The 16,245-nt window shown below is 53.8% G+C and carries 18 protein-coding genes; 12 read left to right on the top strand and 6 right to left on the bottom strand.

Going from position 1 to position 16,245, the window contains the following annotated elements; all coding sequences use genetic code 11:
* Positions 1 to 372 precede the first annotated feature (372 nt).
* A complete protein-coding gene (locus QLG07_RS04475) occupies positions 373 to 576 on the top strand; it encodes a hypothetical protein (protein WP_048917284.1) in 204 nt (67 codons plus the stop codon).
* A 74-nt stretch (positions 577 to 650) separates the two neighbouring features.
* On the opposite strand, the gene QLG07_RS04470 is transcribed toward QLG07_RS04475, so the two are convergent.
* Together QLG07_RS04470 and QLG07_RS04465 are read right to left on the bottom strand one after the other, a co-directional pair.
* Positions 651 to 971 carry a hypothetical protein gene (locus QLG07_RS04470; RefSeq protein WP_282468580.1) on the bottom strand — a complete coding sequence of 107 codons (321 nt, stop codon included), beginning with the start codon at positions 969 to 971 and terminating at the stop codon, positions 651 to 653.
* A 220-nt stretch (positions 972 to 1,191) separates the two neighbouring features.
* A complete protein-coding gene (locus QLG07_RS04465) occupies positions 1,192 to 2,094 on the bottom strand; it encodes an EamA family transporter (protein WP_282468579.1) in 903 nt (300 codons plus the stop codon).
* A gap of 179 nt (positions 2,095 to 2,273) precedes the next feature.
* Between QLG07_RS04465 and QLG07_RS04460 the strand changes: the two genes are divergently transcribed.
* From QLG07_RS04460 to aphA, 4 genes are all read left to right on the top strand, one after another.
* Entirely contained in the window at positions 2,274 to 3,137 is an 864-nt protein-coding gene (locus tag QLG07_RS04460) for a helix-turn-helix domain-containing protein (protein WP_187497868.1), read from the top strand.
* Between the two features lie 23 nt (positions 3,138 to 3,160).
* Positions 3,161 to 3,631, top strand: coding sequence for a DUF1198 family protein (locus QLG07_RS04455; RefSeq protein WP_282468578.1), 471 nt, complete (start codon positions 3,161 to 3,163; stop codon positions 3,629 to 3,631).
* Between the two features lie 587 nt (positions 3,632 to 4,218).
* Positions 4,219 to 5,565, top strand: coding sequence for an OprD family outer membrane porin (locus QLG07_RS04450; RefSeq protein ID WP_282468577.1), 1,347 nt, complete (start codon positions 4,219 to 4,221; stop codon positions 5,563 to 5,565).
* 20 nt (positions 5,566 to 5,585) lie between these two features.
* Complete coding sequence (aphA, locus tag QLG07_RS04445; protein WP_099754425.1) at positions 5,586 to 6,305, top strand: acid phosphatase AphA; 720 nt, start codon at positions 5,586 to 5,588, stop codon at positions 6,303 to 6,305.
* A 64-nt stretch (positions 6,306 to 6,369) separates the two neighbouring features.
* Here the strand turns inward: aphA and QLG07_RS04440 are convergent, their stop codons facing one another.
* Complete coding sequence (locus tag QLG07_RS04440; protein ID WP_187497724.1) at positions 6,370 to 7,230, bottom strand: 5'-methylthioadenosine/S-adenosylhomocysteine nucleosidase; 861 nt, start codon at positions 7,228 to 7,230, stop codon at positions 6,370 to 6,372.
* A gap of 130 nt (positions 7,231 to 7,360) precedes the next feature.
* Positions 7,361 to 8,092: a dTMP kinase gene (locus QLG07_RS04435; RefSeq protein ID WP_282468576.1), complete on the bottom strand. Its 732-nt coding sequence runs from the start codon at positions 8,090 to 8,092 to the stop codon at positions 7,361 to 7,363.
* Positions 8,093 to 8,266: 174 nt separating this feature from the next.
* Between QLG07_RS04435 and QLG07_RS04430 the strand changes: the two genes are divergently transcribed.
* The 7 genes from QLG07_RS04430 to lptG are packed head-to-tail and all read left to right on the top strand — an operon-like array spanning position 8,267 to position 14,778.
* The gene (locus tag QLG07_RS04430) at positions 8,267 to 9,010 is read left to right on the top strand and encodes a hypothetical protein (protein ID WP_048918542.1); all 744 of its coding nucleotides are present in this window, start codon (positions 8,267 to 8,269) and stop codon (positions 9,008 to 9,010) included.
* Between the two features lie 9 nt (positions 9,011 to 9,019).
* Positions 9,020 to 9,775, top strand: coding sequence for a hypothetical protein (locus QLG07_RS04425; protein WP_282468575.1), 756 nt, complete (start codon positions 9,020 to 9,022; stop codon positions 9,773 to 9,775).
* Positions 9,776 to 9,817: 42 nt separating this feature from the next.
* A complete protein-coding gene (locus tag QLG07_RS04420) occupies positions 9,818 to 11,152 on the top strand; it encodes a lipopolysaccharide biosynthesis protein (protein WP_282468574.1) in 1,335 nt (444 codons plus the stop codon).
* An 11-nt stretch (positions 11,153 to 11,163) separates the two neighbouring features.
* Entirely contained in the window at positions 11,164 to 11,988 is an 825-nt protein-coding gene (locus tag QLG07_RS04415; RefSeq protein WP_282468601.1) for a hypothetical protein, read from the top strand.
* 37 nt (positions 11,989 to 12,025) lie between these two features.
* Positions 12,026 to 12,619, top strand: a complete 594-nt coding sequence (locus QLG07_RS04410; RefSeq protein WP_282468600.1) for a YtfJ family protein — start codon at positions 12,026 to 12,028, stop codon at positions 12,617 to 12,619.
* 12 nt (positions 12,620 to 12,631) lie between these two features.
* The gene (gene lptF, locus QLG07_RS04405) at positions 12,632 to 13,702 is read left to right on the top strand and encodes an LPS export ABC transporter permease LptF (RefSeq protein WP_282468573.1); all 1,071 of its coding nucleotides are present in this window, start codon (positions 12,632 to 12,634) and stop codon (positions 13,700 to 13,702) included.
* On the top strand, positions 13,699 to 14,778 hold the full coding sequence (gene lptG, locus QLG07_RS04400) for an LPS export ABC transporter permease LptG (protein ID WP_282468572.1): 1,080 nt from the start codon (positions 13,699 to 13,701) through the stop codon (positions 14,776 to 14,778). Before lptF ends, lptG begins: the two co-directional genes overlap by 4 nt.
* A 42-nt stretch (positions 14,779 to 14,820) precedes the next feature.
* Here the strand turns inward: lptG and QLG07_RS04395 are convergent, their stop codons facing one another.
* Together QLG07_RS04395 and QLG07_RS04390 are read right to left on the bottom strand one after the other, a co-directional pair.
* Entirely contained in the window at positions 14,821 to 15,993 is a 1,173-nt protein-coding gene (locus tag QLG07_RS04395) for an aminotransferase class I/II-fold pyridoxal phosphate-dependent enzyme (protein WP_282468571.1), read from the bottom strand.
* Positions 15,980 to 16,240 carry an acyl carrier protein gene (locus QLG07_RS04390; protein WP_048918533.1) on the bottom strand — a complete coding sequence of 87 codons (261 nt, stop codon included), beginning with the start codon at positions 16,238 to 16,240 and terminating at the stop codon, positions 15,980 to 15,982. Before QLG07_RS04390 ends, QLG07_RS04395 begins: the two co-directional genes overlap by 14 nt.
* Positions 16,241 to 16,245 lie beyond the last annotated feature (5 nt).

Genomic DNA, 16,245 nt, shown 5'->3' with positions numbered 1-16,245 from the left:
TAATTTTGAGCCACACAGTGTGGCAGAAGGCCTGTTTTCAGAGTTTTACTTATTGGGCACTTAGGAGGAGGCTCATGAGAAAGGATATCTATGGATAACACTTGAACTGAGGACTGCTTTACTAAAACTGCTTCATAAGGTCTGTATTCCAAACCGATGACGCTATAAAAACATGGCTGGTCTTCATTAGCAAGGTTTAATTATTTTAATTTTTTTTGTGGCGCGTTGATTCGCCATAACCCGGATGACTCCGAAAACAGAGTCATAAATCCGCGTGTGGTACGGCGTGTACTACGGAGTGGTGGTGCTGAAAGCGCAGCGGTTCTGGCAAATGCTATACTGTCTGTACATCCAGTCACACAAGGGGTACACGTGCACGGCAAAGATCACCACTATCCAGCGGAAATTTATGCAGTAATAGGACGCGCAGTATCCGAGTTAATCGCCAGCGGTAAAGCGCTGGACAAGAAGAGTGTCCTGCTGACCTTGCACGCTCACAGCGAGCAAGCCTCAGAATCACGCCTCAAAGATATCTATCAGCAGGCGTTCCGCTATCTGCTGGAGAGCTTTCACTAGTTGAGGCGTGCCCGATGTTTTCTGTTAACGTCATCCCTGACGTTAAGGTTGAAAGTGTCCGGCGGGTCAGCCGGTTAGGATTCCGTATTTTCACTATCGGAAAAACGATGCAGGCGGATATCAGCCTCGCGGTTGCCGGGGTCTGCATGCTCCGTCCCGGAGGTTAGCCAGTGCGGCTTTTTATAGGCGTCAGTGCTGCCCTGTTTGTGTTGCAACAGCCATTTCCGCGCCGCCCAAATCTTGAGTAGTCTGTCATCATCTTCCTCCAGTCGCGCCATGTGCTGTAGCTGGTTGATGAGCGAACCGGTACTCACTTCTTCCCTGCTGAAGATTAGGTTCATTGCGGCTTCGCCGATCATGACGTGGTGCAGTTCATCTTCATCAGAAATAGTCAAAAAGACCTCCACTTCGTTGGTTAAATATATTTACTACCAAAGGAAGTATAGGTGCTGTGCCGATATTTGTCGCCCGGCTAACCGGGCAAGGATTATGCTATTAATAATGTGAAACGATTAATAAAATTTTTCAACAATAATGGTTAACAGCACTGTCTAATTTATCCCAATATTCATTTCAGCGGTGATTATTATATTTCTCATACTAACCATGATGTTGTCAGGAAGAGGCGGGGCGCTGAGCAAATCGCCACAGCCCCGGCCTGGCAAACATCACCAGGTTACCCAGCAGAATCAACACCAGCCCGATCGCTGCATTCAGGTGCCAGACGTAGCCCTCATACAGCGTTGAGAGGGTCAGGGCGACCAGCGGGAACAGCAGCGTGCTGTAGGCAGCCTGGCTGGCCCCGATGCGCCCCACCAGAGTAAAATAGGCACCGAAGGCGATCACGGAGCCAAATATCGCCAGATAAAACAGCGAGCCGAGGTAGCGCGCCGACAGCTCCGGCATAAAGCGGTCGCCGTGAAACAGGCTGATGCCCGCCATCACCATGGCGCCGTAAAACATCGCGTAACTATTGGTCGAGAGCGTCTCCAGCCCGCGCCGCTGGTGGCGGGTGCTGATCATATTGCCGAGCGAAAAACCGAAGGTCCCCAGCGCGCTCAGGCCGACCCCGAGCAGCAGCTGCGGTGCCATTTGCGTGCTGACCAGATCGTTCCAGAACAGCGCGACGATGCCGATAATGCCGAGTAAGGCGGCGGGCAGCAGGTTAGGGTGCGGGCGCTGGCGGAAAAAGAGCCAGCTGTTAACGGCGTTATACAGCACCGCCATGGAGAAAATCACCGACTCCAGCCCGCTGCTGATATAAGAGGCGGCGTGATAGAAGCAGACAAAGTTGAAGCCAAACACACAGCAGCCCTGAAGCAGGCAGAATGCGTGGTCGCGCAGGGAGAGTTTGCGCAGGCGGCCCAGCACGCCCAGCACCAGCATCATTGCCGCGGCGGCCAGCAGAAAGCGCCAGAAAATGGACACGGTGATTGACACCACCCCCTGCTGCATCACTATCGCAATCCAGGTTGTTCCCCAAATCACCACCACTAAAAAATACAATAACGCGTTCATGGCTACCTCAATATCCTGGGATTTACGCGTAGTGTGGCCCGATTGCCCACCGCTGACTTGCAGCAGGCTGTGGTGACTTGCAAAATCTTGCGCTTTTTTTTGCCGGCGAATCGCTAACATCTGGTATCCGGCGGTCAGGCTCCTTAAACTGAACGCCTGTCAATTTGCGATCGGTTGCCATGAAAAACGTCTATCAGGCCTTTGAAAATCTCAGTCAGCATCGTGCGCGCCTGCAGGGCCACGTGCAGCTTGGCTCCGGGATCCAGCTGGCGGCCTGGCGCAATGATTTCGACTGCGTGACGCAAAAGAGCGACCACCATACGCTGAGCCTGTACGTTGAGGCGGGTTTTGACACCTGGCATAAGACCCGCTCCGGCTGGCAGAACGGCGGCGCGCCGGATCGCTTCTGCCTGATGCCGCAGGACAGCGAGTCAACGTGGGATATTCGTGGCGAGTTCTCTTTTGTCCACCTTTACTGCACCGACCAGCACCTGAAAAATCTGGCGCTGCAGATCTGGGACCGCAGCCCGGCCAGCATCGCGCTGGATGAAAAAGTGTTCCAGCAGGATGAGCGCATTACCCAGCTCTATCGCCACTTCCTGCTGAGCAGCGACTGGCGGCAGAACGCCAACCAGCTTACGCTCAGCTCCGCCTCAACGCTGCTGATGACCCACCTGTTACAGCACTACAGCGAAGTACAGTGGCAGCTGCCAACGGTGCGTGGCGGGCTGGCACCCATTGTGCTGCGTAACGTGCTGGCGTTTATTGATGCCAATCTGAGCAATGGGCTGACGCTGGGGGAGCTGGCGGCGGTCGCGGATCTGAGCGAGTTTCACTTTGCGCGCATGTTTAAACAGTCGACCCGGCTGGCCCCGCACCAGTATGTGATGCAGCGGCGTATGGCGCAGGCCGAACAGCTGGTGCGCCACAGCGCGCTGCCGCTGACCGAAATCGCGCTGCGCTGCGGCTTTAACTCCTCAAGTCATTTCAGCAATCGCTTTAAAAGCGTATACGGCATGACGCCTTCCGCCCTGCGCGGCTGATTTCATTTTCAACAGGATAGTGCATGATCTGGCTGATGCTTTTAACTTTGGTAGTGGTGTTTATTATTGGTTTTCGCGTGCTGAATTCGCGCCCGCGCCGTGCGGCGAAGGCGTTAACCCGGCGGCTCAATCTCGACCCGGTGTACGTCGAGTCGCTGATTAGCCTGATGGGGAAAAGCGCAGGCGAGGAGTTCGTTGACTATCTGACGGTGGAAAATGAGAGCCACCTCGCCAATGCCGCCAGCGTGCTGTTTATCTACCAGGTGTTTATTGTCGATGAGTCGGACGAGAGCATCGCCTTCTGGCGCGGCGTGTTGCGCAAAGCCTACCTGCCAACCGAGATCGGCGCCGAACATGTGCGGCTGGCGCTGAATTTTTTGCGTGAGATTGAACCCGATGCGCAGGAGATGCATGACTTCCGCCTGCGCTATAACGCCCGATTTTCCGCGGCTGACGGCAGCAATGTGGTCTCCCTGTTTCCGACCCTGCACTGACGCTGACGGGTCGACCGGTACAGAGGGTCGATCCCTGAGGAATCTCCATAAAAATTGATTTGAATATGGTTGCGGGATGACAGGTGCCCGGTTTCAGGAGGGAGGGCTGCTTACCGCACCGGCATGAATACATCCCTGTAGCCTGGCTCACGGCCATCCCTGGCCGTGGGCCTGCTGCAATCAGCCCTCCCTCCTTGCACCCAAAGCCTCAGCGTCGCGGTTTAAAACCCGCAGGGAGCGTCTTTTGCCGTTCCGGCGTGCTCAGGCTGAGCTCAGACCGGTTAGCGGACGTTTAGCGATGGAAGTCATTTCTGGGGATCCCTCAGTGGTCGACCTCTACAACGAATGGAGGGACCTTTTATTTCGGTACGCCCGCAATTTATTACGCCAGAAATATCACAAGCATGCCGTAATAAGTAACGACAAACGATAATAATAGCTTTAATAGTTGTTTAATGGTGCTGAATTTTTCCAGTAATAATGGTTAATTGTGAGGTTTATCACTTTACCTGCGGAACGTTTTGATATTATTGTGCCGCCCGCTGACAGGAGTTCAGCCATTAATCAATAAGAAAAGGATTTCACACATGTTATTGACGCTATCCGGTAAACCTACGTTCCTGTTTTCTGCTGCGCTATTCACGCTGGCGCCGCTGCCACTCTGCGCCTTCGAAACTTCCTCCTTGCAGTTAACTGACTCATTAAGTCGTTTTATCACCGACAGTCACGCGGAAATCTCCTTCAGGAATCAATTTAAGAATCTGAATACTTCAGATTCTGGAGATAGCTCGGTGCAGACAGCCTGGGGGCAGGGAATATCGCTGGACTACAACTCCGGCTATTTCGCCGATATTATCGGGCTTGATGCCTCTTATTATCAGGTGTATAAACTGGCGGCCAGCGATGACTTCGCCGGGCGCAGTGTGCTGTATAACCATAACGGCCACGCCAGCGGGTTCCATAAGTTGGGCCAGCTATTGGCTAAAGCGAAGCTGGAAGGCGACGACAGCTATTTAAAACTCTATTCCGGCTGGCAAATCGTCCATCAGTGGGGGGCGATAACTAACTCCAGTCGCACTATTCCCAGCACCTATCAGGGCTGGCGCATGGACAGCGGCGCGGGGCCGTGGGTACTGCGCGGCGCCTGGCTGACGCGCTATAGCGACAGAGGCGCACCGCAGCAGATCCACTTCACCACGGCGGACCGCAAAACAGAGATCGGCCACCTCTCAACCGGCGAGCTGCTGTACAAACAGCCGGGGTACAGTGCGCTCTACTTCTTTGGCGAAAGCCAGCAGTACCTGCAACGCCATGGGCTTGAACTGGGCTGGCATCCTGCGGCGCTGTCCGGCAATCAGGTCAATGTATTAGGTATGCTGTATTACAATCATGCGTTGAAAAACTGGAAAGCGATGAGTGCAGATTATCGGCCGTTCAACAATGATGCCTGGCATCCGTCCGTCTATGTTGAGTGGCGCGAGAAAAGCTGGAAACATAAGATTGGCGCTTCTTATACCAAAGCGAAATCCAGCGATCGCCTTGGCTATTTTGAGCGCCATATGGCGAAAAACAGCCGTGGGCGGTTCTCTTCGATGGCCGATGCCTGGGGCAATGACTATGTCGTCAACAATGAGAAAATGGTGGCCTGGACGACTGAATATCTCGTGACGCCGGAAATCAAGCTGGGGCTGCAGAGCGCCTTCGGCTGGGGCATTAAGTATCGGGATCATGCTATCCGGCGCGGCGAAACTATTCTCTTCTCAAAATGGCAGCCGTCGTCGATGAAAAAACTCAGTTTCCAACTCTCTGGTGGGCCATCTTGGAATTATCAGAATCAAAAAAATCGCCCGATTCTCAGCGCAGAAGGGAAACCTAAACGCGCGATAAATCATTCGATTGATTTCCAAATCGACTACGCTTTTAACCTGTTCTAACGCCACAATAAGGATGAGAGATGTCCCTGTTTTTACGTCATAAACCGGCCTTGCTGCTGCTGGCTTCACTCTTCTCAACTGCCCCGGCCTGGAGCGCTGCAGAGGTGCCAGAGGTGAGTGAGGCGGGAGCCACGCTACAACAGCTTAATCAGCAGTATGCGATTCATTGGATCACCACCGCTCAGATCGCCGAAGGGCTGCAGGGTAAAGCGCCGATTGATGTTGGCTTTGATATTGATGATACGGTGTTCTACTCAACACCTGCCTTCTATCACGGCCAGCAGATGTTTTCTCCCGGCAGCAATGACTTTCTCAAAAATGATGAGTTTTGGGAGCAGGTGAGCAACGGGTGGGATGCGTTTTCGGTGCCAAAAAAATCTGCGCAAGCGTTAATAAAACTGCATCTTGAGCGCGGCGATCGTATCTGGTTTATCACCGGGCGACCCAAGCCGAAGAGCGGCCATGAAACGATCAGCTCGCAGATTGCCAAAGACTTTGGGATTGCAGCCGATAAGATGAACCCGGTGATTTTCACCGCGCCAGGCAAAGGCGCGAAGGTGAATGATATTCGCAGCCACCATATTCAAATTTATTACGGTGATGCGGATAGCGACATTACCGATGCCCGCGCCGCTGGGGCAGAAGGGATCCGGGTGCTCAGAGCGTTGAACTCCTCCAACCTGCCGCTGCCGCGGAACGGTGCATTTGGCGAAAGAGTGCTGATTAACTCTGATTATTAATTAAGATTTCGCTCGTGGCCACCATCACCAGGCGGGCTGGTCCCCGACTGGTGGTGGTAAAGGGTTACTGCTGGGCGTGACTATCTTTGATCCAGGCTTTCAACACCTCGTAAACATAGTCCTGGCAGACCAGGCCGGTTTTCGCATCGTATTTGCCATTATTGGTGATGTTATTTGACAGCACCCGGATGCCGATAAACGGAATATTGAACAGGGAGGCGATCTGCGCGGCGGAGGCCGTTTCCATCTCTTCAACTGACGTCTGGTAATGCTCATGGAAGAAGCGAATGCGGTCTAGTTCACTGTTCCAGACGTCGGCAGAGCCGATAACGCCTTCGACAACTTTCCCGTTTTTATACTTTGGCATTGCCTGTTCTGCGGCTTTCAGCAGCAGCGGGTCGGCGGCAAACTGACGGATGCTGTGCGCGTTCTTATCCTCGCCCGCGCTGCCTTTTGACGCCAGCAAATCCATTGGCTTCCAGTCAAGGGCATGGCTGCCCTGGCCTGCTGCCTGGGCTGGGGTTTTGAACGCGCCCAGGTTGACCGAGTATTTGCCGACCACAATATCGTAGACGTTGAGCGCCGGGTCGTGGCCGCCTGCAGTACCCTGATTGATAATCGCGACGGGTTTGAACTCCACGGCCGCCAGTGCGGTGGCAGCAGCAGCATTCGACATGCCTTTCAGGGTTTCGGAAACGATAACCGGGTAACCCTCAACGGTGCCTTTCCAGAAACGCCACTCGCCGATTTGCTGTAGCCTGGCGTTGTCGAGCCTGGCCGCAAAATGCTCGGCTTCAATGGGCATTGCTCCCTGAATTACAATCGGTGCTGGCGCAATGTCATCAGCGGCGAAGGTGAGCAAAGGGGTAAACAGGGCACATCCACCAAGGATTGCCGCAGAAACAGTAAATAATCGTGTTGACATGAAAAGATCCACCCGCTGTTAGAGAACGATTCCTGGCTGGCATTATACGCATTTGACTCTGCTTACTGTGGGTTTTAGCCGCAGGCTGGGATTCTTCTTAGCTGCTGGCCAGGCTTGTTCGCAACAGGGTTCAGGTGCTCGAATGTTTATCCGACGGGTGTTCACAGGCCAGGGCTATTGAGCGAGCTGTCATAAAATCTGCGACGGCTTTTACTGCCGCTTCAAGCACCTTTTTTAGCGGCTGATTCGCATCAATATCGACAATCTGTGCCCCTTCAAATGTGAGCAGCGGCGTGGCAGCAATTTTCTTCGCGAGCGATTCAGGCTGATGGTCGGGCTTGCGGGCGCAGGCCACCTCGAGGTCAACATGGAGTTTAATCACCAGATCCGGTTTTTGCTGCGCCATCCAGTGAAATGCGCGGCGTTCCTGCCGGGCCAGCCAGTTAACAGCGCAGCTGCCCGAGGCAGCGGCGGGGAAAACAGTGGTGTCATAGGTGTTTGGCAACTGTACCTGCGGAAAACGGTCGGTGACCACGATCAATCCGCGGCGGCGACAGGCCAGCATATGCCTGAAGCGCCATAGTCGCCTCAGCACAAAAAACATTATCACTGCCGCTGGCAATGTTCCTGGCAGCACTTTGGCGGTTTTGACTTTATTACGACGGATGGTTGTGGCCAGCATTTTCCCCAGCAGGGGAAGTTTAATCACGGCACGCTCCACATTACCGGCCTGCTTACCGAGATGAACTCTGACCGATGGCCCGTATTTATTTAAATGCTTAATCAGATGTTCGCACACGGTGGACTTCCCTGAACCATCACTGCCAATAACCGCGATAAGCGGGGGCATTTTGGATTGCATAACTTTCTTCCTTAAATTGCACCTGGAAAAAATACGCTCTAATTGCATTCGCTTCAAGCGAGCGCGGTGTAAATAGCGATAAAAATAAATAGTTCTGCTACCGCACTTATACGCAAATCGATAGGTGAAAAGATCTATTAGCATTGGGCAAATTTTTTGGATATTGGTTTTTATGTGAATCGTCAGGCGCCTCATTTTAGCCGTCATGCTCCTGTAAGGGTTATTGCCATTACTGGCTGTGATGGTGCAGGAAAATCAACGCTAGCCGCAAGCCTGGTGAGTCATCTCTCGTTACAGGAACCCACAGAATTATTATATCTTGGGCAATCCTCCGGGCGTATTAGCGAGTGGATTAGTCGAATTCCTATTATTGGCGCATCATTTGGCTATTATCTGCAAAAAAAAGCCAGCCAGGTTCACCATCGCCGTGCTCAGCCACCGGATGCAGTAACGGCATTGGTGATTTTTTTACTCTCCTGCTGGCGGGCTTATAAATTTCTGCGCATGCTTTCACGCTGTAAAAATGGCTGTTTACTGGTTACCGATCGCTATCCCCAGGCTGAAGTGGCGGGGTTTCGTTTTGACGGTCCGCAGCTGGACAAAACAGCAGGCGGAAGTTGGTGGGTAAGCGCACTGAGAAAGCGCGAGAAAAAGATCTATCAGTGGATGGCCTCCTATCCCCCTTTGCTGCTGATCCGTTTGAATGTGGATGCCGGGACCGCGCATGCGCGCAAGCCCGACCACGCGCTCTCTTCACTGCGCGAGAAGAGCGCGGTTATTCCGCATCTGACTTTCAACGGCGCGACGATTTGCGACTTAAATGGCCTTGAGGCCGCCGACAAGATCTTAGCTAAATCACTGCGCGTGATAAACGCGTCTCTGGCTTCGCCCGGCATTCAGCCTTTTAACGATCTTTGAGAGAAACCCATGGCGATAAATAGAACCCCCGTCAATAAAGACGCCTCTGCCAGCTATATCGCCGGGTTAGTTGCCGTGGTGGGGTGTGACGGCACCGGTAAATCAACGCTCACGGCCGATTTAGTCAAAAATATGCAAGCCCGTGGGATGAGCGAACGCCGCTACTTAGGTGTGCTGTCCGGTGAGGATGGCGACAAAATTAAGCGCCTGCCGATTATTGGTGTCTGGCTGGAGCGACGGCTGGCAAAAAAATCCTCAGAAACTCAACGTATGAGCAGCAAGGCACCTCCCTTATGGGCCGCGCTGATTATGTATGCTTTTTCACTACGCCGCATGGCGAATTTACGCAAAGTACGGCGCCTGACAAAGCGTGGAGTATTGGTGATTAGCGATCGCTATCCGCAGGCGGAAGTTTCAGGGTTTTACTATGATGGGCCAGGGATTGGTATTGAAAGGGTGAGCAGTGGGTGGATGACATATCTTGCCGAGCGCGAACGCCGTTTATACCAGAAAATGGCGAACTACCGTCCTGAACTGGTTATTCGCCTGGATATTGATATCGAGACGGCGCTTGCCCGCAAGCCAGACCATGATTATGAAGAGCTACGGGATAAAATCTCCGTGATGCAAAAGATTAATTACAATCATGCGCGGATTTTTGTGCTTGACTCCCGCGCGCCCTATAACAGCGTATTGAGCGAAGCGCTTAAGCTGGTTTCTTCCGTGGCTCAACATACTCACCTTAAAAAGGCGCTCAGCGAGTGACTTCCTGAACTGGCTATATGGTTCGCACGTGGGTCTATTTCCATGAAACATTGGTTCTCTGATGGTGTGTTTCGTACCATTCTTCGTAATGCGGCTTATCTGGCTTCCAGTAATGCGCTGAGCGCTTTGTTGGGGCTGGTTGCACTCTCCTGCGCGGGCAAAGGTATGTCGACGCAGATGTTTGGCGTGCTGGTGGTTATTCAGGCCTATGCGAAAGGCATTAGCGATGTTATTAAGTTCCAGACCTGGCAGCTGGTGGTTAAATATGGCGCAACTGCGGTAGATAATAAAAATATTCGGCAGTTTCGCGATGTTATCTCTTTCTCCTTTGCCCTTGATATCGCCAGTGGTGCCATTGCCGTGGTGGCTGGCATGCTGCTGTTGCCGCTGCTGGCACACTCGCTAGGGCTTGACAGGCAGAGCTTGTGGCTGGCAATACTTTACTGCACGATGATCCCTTCGCTGGCGGCATCGACGCCCACGGGAATTTTGCGCGCCGTTGGCCGCTTTGATTTGATTGCGATCCAGCAGGCGGTCAGGCCGCTATTGCGCGCTGCTGGCAGCATCATCTCTTACCTGGGGGATTTGGGCTTCGCCGGTTTCATTATCACCTGGTATGCCTCTAATCTGATCGGGGGAGTGCTCTACTGGTGGTTTGCCGCCCGCGAACTGCGGCGTAGAAACATTCATCACGCACTGCGCCCTCGCTTATTTGCCCCTGCCAGCAGGTTGGCAGGGGCCTGGAATTTTGTCTGGACCACCAACTTCGCCCACTCAATTTGGTCAGCGCGCAACTCCTGCAGTACGGTGTTAGTGGGGATAGTGTTAGGGCCGGCAGCGGCCGGCTTGTTTAAAATTGCCACGACCTTTTTTGATGCGACAGGCTCCCCGGCCAAGCTAATGGAAAAGAGCTTCTACCCCGAAGTGATGCGGTTGGATCCGCGCAGCAGCCAGCCCTGGCTACTGGGGCTGAAATCTGCCTGCTTAGCCGGCAGCATTGGCGTGTTGGTGGCGCTGCTGGTGATGGTGGTCGGTAAACCCGTTATCTCCTCCGTTTTTGGCGAGCAATATCTGCAGGCCTATCACTTAATAGAGATCATGCTCGGCGCGATCGTTGTCTCTATGCTGGGTTTTCCACAGGAGTCGCTGCTGTTTATGGCGGGTAAACAACGCGTTTTCCTCGTGGCACAAACGCTCTCTTCAGCCAGTTACATTGCGTTGTTAATTGTTTTGTCCCATTTTTTTGGCGTGTCAGGTGCGGCTTACGCCTATCTTGCAGGGCAGTGTTTAGACGTGCTGCTGTCGTTCATTCCTACTCTGCGGGCCTGGCACTATCGCCATTTATTACCCTTCACCAAGCCTAAAGAGAGTCATTAATGAGCGGTAACATTGAGTGGCGGAAATTTCCGCCGGAGACGCTACAGCAGCTGCTGGCGGCAGTGGATGAGGATGATTTGGTTGATGAAAATATCAGCCTGCCCGATGTTATCGATTTACACGGCTCGCAGAAAAATATTCAGGATAATTACGCCTTGTGCCTGCAGTACTGGGAAGAGGGCTTTACGCGTGAGGAGCTACTCGACCTTATTAATAAGCTTCTGAATGAAGGTCACTTATCTGAAGCTGAGCGCTTAAAATATAAATTGATCCGTGCGCGCTATAAGCATTTGCGTTTTGCCCAGCGCCTTTATTGTCAACATCATGCCTCCAGTCTGTGGTTCAGTAAAACGACGGTTTTTTTGGGTAAATTACAGGATGCCTTTCGCCATGATGATAAGAAGAACCTTATTTTTTACGCCCGCATTCTGCGATTTTATCTCAGCCCCCCGGTGTGGAAGATGGTCAATCATTCGTTGCGCCAGATAAAATTAGACACAGAGCAGGATTTTATTGCGTATTGCCAGGGGGAGATGCACGCATTGAGAGCATTTATTCGCAAACCTCTGCTGAGCGGAAAGGAGTTCCATACGGTACGTAAGATTATCAGTCAGCAGGTCTCCTGGTTTGACACGCTCAGAACCCTTAATCCGCAAAGCCTGCACCTCCGTCAGGTTTCCCGTTATTTAGCCGCTATAAATGGGCTAATGGGAGACCGACATGATGAGATGGTGCGGGATAGTCTGACCGGGCGCAATGCCTACGATTCACCGGCACGATTAGATGACGATATTCGCCAGCGCCTGGCATTATGGCTTGAACGTTATCCATGGTGAAGATCGGTGCGCGGATTTTAGCGATAAGCGCAGCGTGATGACGTTAAGCAGATTGCTACTCACATCGCTATTGTTATGCCCACTCATGGCCTGCGCACACAATTTTATTGTCGGTGAGCAGATGGCGCCGCTGACCATAAGCGAGCGGGGCGAGCTGGTGCTCGATAAAGATAATATCCGCTATGGCCCCTGGTCGAGTCCGCAGCTGGCGGGCAAAGTACGCGTGTTACAGTATATTGCTGGGCGCACCTCCGCCAAGGACAAAAATGCGTTACTGATTAAAGCGATTAAGCGCGCACAATTTCCAGATAAACAGTTTCAACCCACAACCATCGTCAATACCGACGATGAAATTCCCGGCTCGGGTTTTTTTGTCGGCAGAAAAGTCGAGAAAAATAAAAGAAAGTACCCCTGGGCACAATTTATTATCGACAGCCAGGGGCTGGGGCGAAAGACCTGGCATCTTAAGCCAGCAAGCTCCACGATTCTGCTGCTGGATAAAGACGGGCATATCCAGTGGGCAAAAGATGGCGCGCTGACTGAGCAGGAGGTCTGCCAGCTGCTGCGCAGCGTGCATGACCTGCTGAACCCAAGCCATGCTCAACCGGCGCCGCTGCCCGCTACTCCTTGAGGCGCGTAAACCATGCTGCTAATAGAACGCTATATCGTGAGTGTGACCCAGCGCTTAGTGCTGACTCTGGCAGGTTTTCTGATCTTTATTTTTGCCAGCTACTCCGCGCAACGCTACCTGACCGATGCGGCGAGCGGTACCCTGGCGCTGAAAGTGGTGTTCGATATCATCTGCTATAAGGTTCTGATTGCGCTGGAAATGCTGCTGCCGGTTGCGCTGTATGTTGCCGTTGGCGTCACGCTGGGTCAGCTCTGGAATGACTCGGAAATCACGGCGATTTTAGCCGCGGGGGCCAGTCCACTGCGCCTCTACAAAGCCGTGATGATTTTTGCCATTCCGCTGGCAATGCTGGTGATGCTGCTCTCCCTGTTTGTCAGACCCTGGGCTTACGGGCAGATCTATCGGCTGGAGCAGCAGTCGCAATCGGAACTGGATGTTAACCACCTTATTGCCAATAAATTTAACGTCAATGATGATGGCCGGATGATCCTGGCAGGAGAGGTCGACTCCGCTAACAGCATGCTCTGCGATGTGCTGATTTACACCCCGTCCGCTCATAGCAGCCGTGTCTATCGGGCCCACACGGTGAGGGTGCTGAACCCGTCACCGAACGCACCTTCCGTAATGCTGCACGTGGGCACCTCTGACGTGTTGGAGTACCAGGGGGCGGGGGATAACCAGATGATTTACCGTCATATGAAGCTGCAGCTTAAGCCGCTGCGGCAAAACCCCGGCCTGAAGCGTAAATCCGCCCCGAGCCTGACCCTGTCAGGCTCCGGCGATCCTGCCGACCGGGCCGAGCTGCAGTGGCGCGAAAGTCGTGGCATTAACACGCTATTGATGGCGCTGCTGGCTATTCCACTCAGCCGCATTAAGCCGCGGCAGGGGCGTTTTGCCACGCTGCTGCCGTTAACGGTGCTGTTTACCCTGATCTTCTACGGCGGTAATCTCAGCCGCACGCTGGTTGCCAACGGTACGTTTGCCCTGATACCCGGCGTCTGGATCCTCTCCGTTATGATGTTTCTCGGGCTGCTGCTGCTGATGGCGCGCGACTTTTCGCTCTGGCAGAGATACCGACCATGACGCTGTTAACCCGCTATTTAATTCGCCATATCTTTATCGGATTCGCCGCCGCCGCAGGCATGTTAATGCCGTTGTTCACCACGTTTAACCTGATTAACGAGCTTGATGACGTCAGCCCGGGTGGCTACCGCTGGACCCAGGCATTGCTGGTGGTGTTGATGACATCGCCGAGAAGCCTGATTGATTTAGGACCGTTTATCGCGCTGATCGGTGGCATTGTCGGGCTGGGGCAATTATCAAAAAGTCTGGAGCTCACCGCGATGAGGGTGGCGGGTTGGTCAATTTTCAAAATTTCTCTCGCCGCGCTGGCCGCTGGCGTCATGCTGACGGTGGCTTTGGCCGCGCTTGATGAGTGGGTGGCTTCACCGCTACAGCAGCGTGCTTTGCAGCTGAAAGCGGCGGCCGTGGCTGAAGATCCTGACAGCGGAGGGGTGAGAAACGCGCTGTGGGCGAGGAAAGATAATGAATTTGCCACAGTGAAAACCCTCGATGCCCGGCAGCAACCCGTGGGCGTGGAGATATTTTACTATCTTCCTGACCTGTCGCTGGCGAGCTATATTTTTGCCGCGAAAGCCACGGTGCTGAAAGACGGCAGCTGGATACTGCACGGCGTGAGGCTAAAGAGCTGGCAGAACGGCAAAGAGACCCTGACATCGACAGAAAGTCTGCGCTGGCGCTCGATCTTTAGCCGTATGAGCCTGGCCGAACTCACGCTGCCGGGCGGCAGCTTTTCCATCCACCAGCTGCGCCAGTATATTCACTACCTGCATGATAGCGGTCAGCCCTCGGCAGAGTACCGCATGGCGCTCTGGCAAAAGCTGGGGCGCCCGCTGTTAACCCTCGCCATGATTTTACTCGCCGTTCCCTTTACGTTTAGCGCGCCGCGTTCGCCCGGGCTGGGCAGCCGATTAGCCTTGGGGGTAATAGTCGGGCTGCTCACCTACATCAGCTATCAGATAATCGTTAACCTGGGGCTGCTGCTGGCGCTGAATGCCCCGCTCACCACGCTGGCAGTGCCAGGGCTGCTGATGCTGGGCGCTTTGCTGCTGATTTATCGCTTTGATAAACGCCACTGACTGCGATCAAACAGCTTATCTGCTCTCACTTTGACGGGGAAATTAGCGCTTCAGCTCAGCAAAGGCCTGAATGATGGTATCAATCTGTTCGTCGCTGTGGGCTGCATTCACGCTGCAGCGCAGCAGGGTGATATCTGCGGGGGCGGCAGGCGGTAACACCAGGTTGACATAGACGCCACGTGCAATCAGCCCGCGCCAGAAGCGTAAACCGTCCTCTTTCGAACCAATCATTACCGGTACCACCGGGCTGATGTGCGGCCCCATTTCATACCCCAGCCCGGCAAGACCGTGATAAAGGCGGTGGGCGTTACTCCACAGCGTTTGGCGCAGCTCGGGTTTTTGCGCAATAGTGCGTAATGAGGAGCGCACCGAGGCAATACTGGAGGGTGAGGGCGAGGCGGTGAAAATGTATGGGCGGCTGCTATAGCGCAGAACCTCCATGGCTGCGCCGCCGACGGCAAATCCCCCGATGGATGCCAGGCTTTTACTGAATGTCCCTACGATGATATCCACATCCTGCTCAACGCCGAGCTGCTGCGCCAGGCCGCGCCCGCTGGCGCCCATTACGCCGAAAGAGTGCGCTTCATCCACCACTAAGTAGCCGCCAAGGCGCCGCTTGATGTCGACAATTTCTGCCAGCGGGGCCACATCACCCAGCATGCTATAAATACCTTCAACAATAATAATGGCTTCACGCGCGCGCTCGCCAAGGCGTAGCATGCGGCGCTCCAGATCGCTGGCATCGTTATGGCGAAAGCGGATAATCGTGGCGCCACCCATGGCACAAGCATCATAGATACTGGCATGGCTATCGGCATCCAGCAGCACCACGGCGTCCGGGGTGGCCAGCGTGCTGATGATGCCCAGATTGGCGGTATAGCCAGTGGAGAATACGATGGCGGTGGGGCGGTCAAAAAATAGCGCCAGCTCCTGCTCCAGGGCAAGGTGCGCGCCATAGCTGCCGTTCGCCATGCGTGAACCGGTGGTGCCGGTGCCCTGAGCGGCGACTGCCGCCTGGCTGGCCGCTATGGCCTGCTGATTAAACGTCAGGCCAAGGTAGTTGTTGGTGCCTGCCAAAAGCACCTTATTAGTGCCAATTCGCCCCTCGGTGGCGGAGTAGATTTCATCAATACAGGTGCCGAATGGGGTCAGTCCCGAATGATGGAACTGTTCGCGCTGGCGAGCGAGGCGAGCGAACTTATCATAGAGGCCCATAACTCTTCTCCAGCTGTGGCAGCAGCGCATCGCGTAACTCTGCTGGCGTCCTGATATCCAGCAAGATATTGATCGGGATTGAGATATCAAATCTCTCTTCCAGCATCATCAACAGATCCATTACCTTGATGGACTCCAGGCCGAGTTCATCAATCAGATCGCTTTCCGGTTTTATTTCAACCTCACTGGCGACCATCCCGCCTAAACACGCGAGGATGTAATCCATCACCGCTTCTCGATTTATCATAGCGC

The organism is Erwinia sp. V90_4 (genome assembly GCF_029967685.1).
Taxonomy (GTDB): domain Bacteria; phylum Pseudomonadota; class Gammaproteobacteria; order Enterobacterales; family Enterobacteriaceae; genus Erwinia; species Erwinia aphidicola.
Note: the sequence above shows the minus strand (reverse complement) of the source record. Positions and strands in the feature narration are given on the sequence as shown.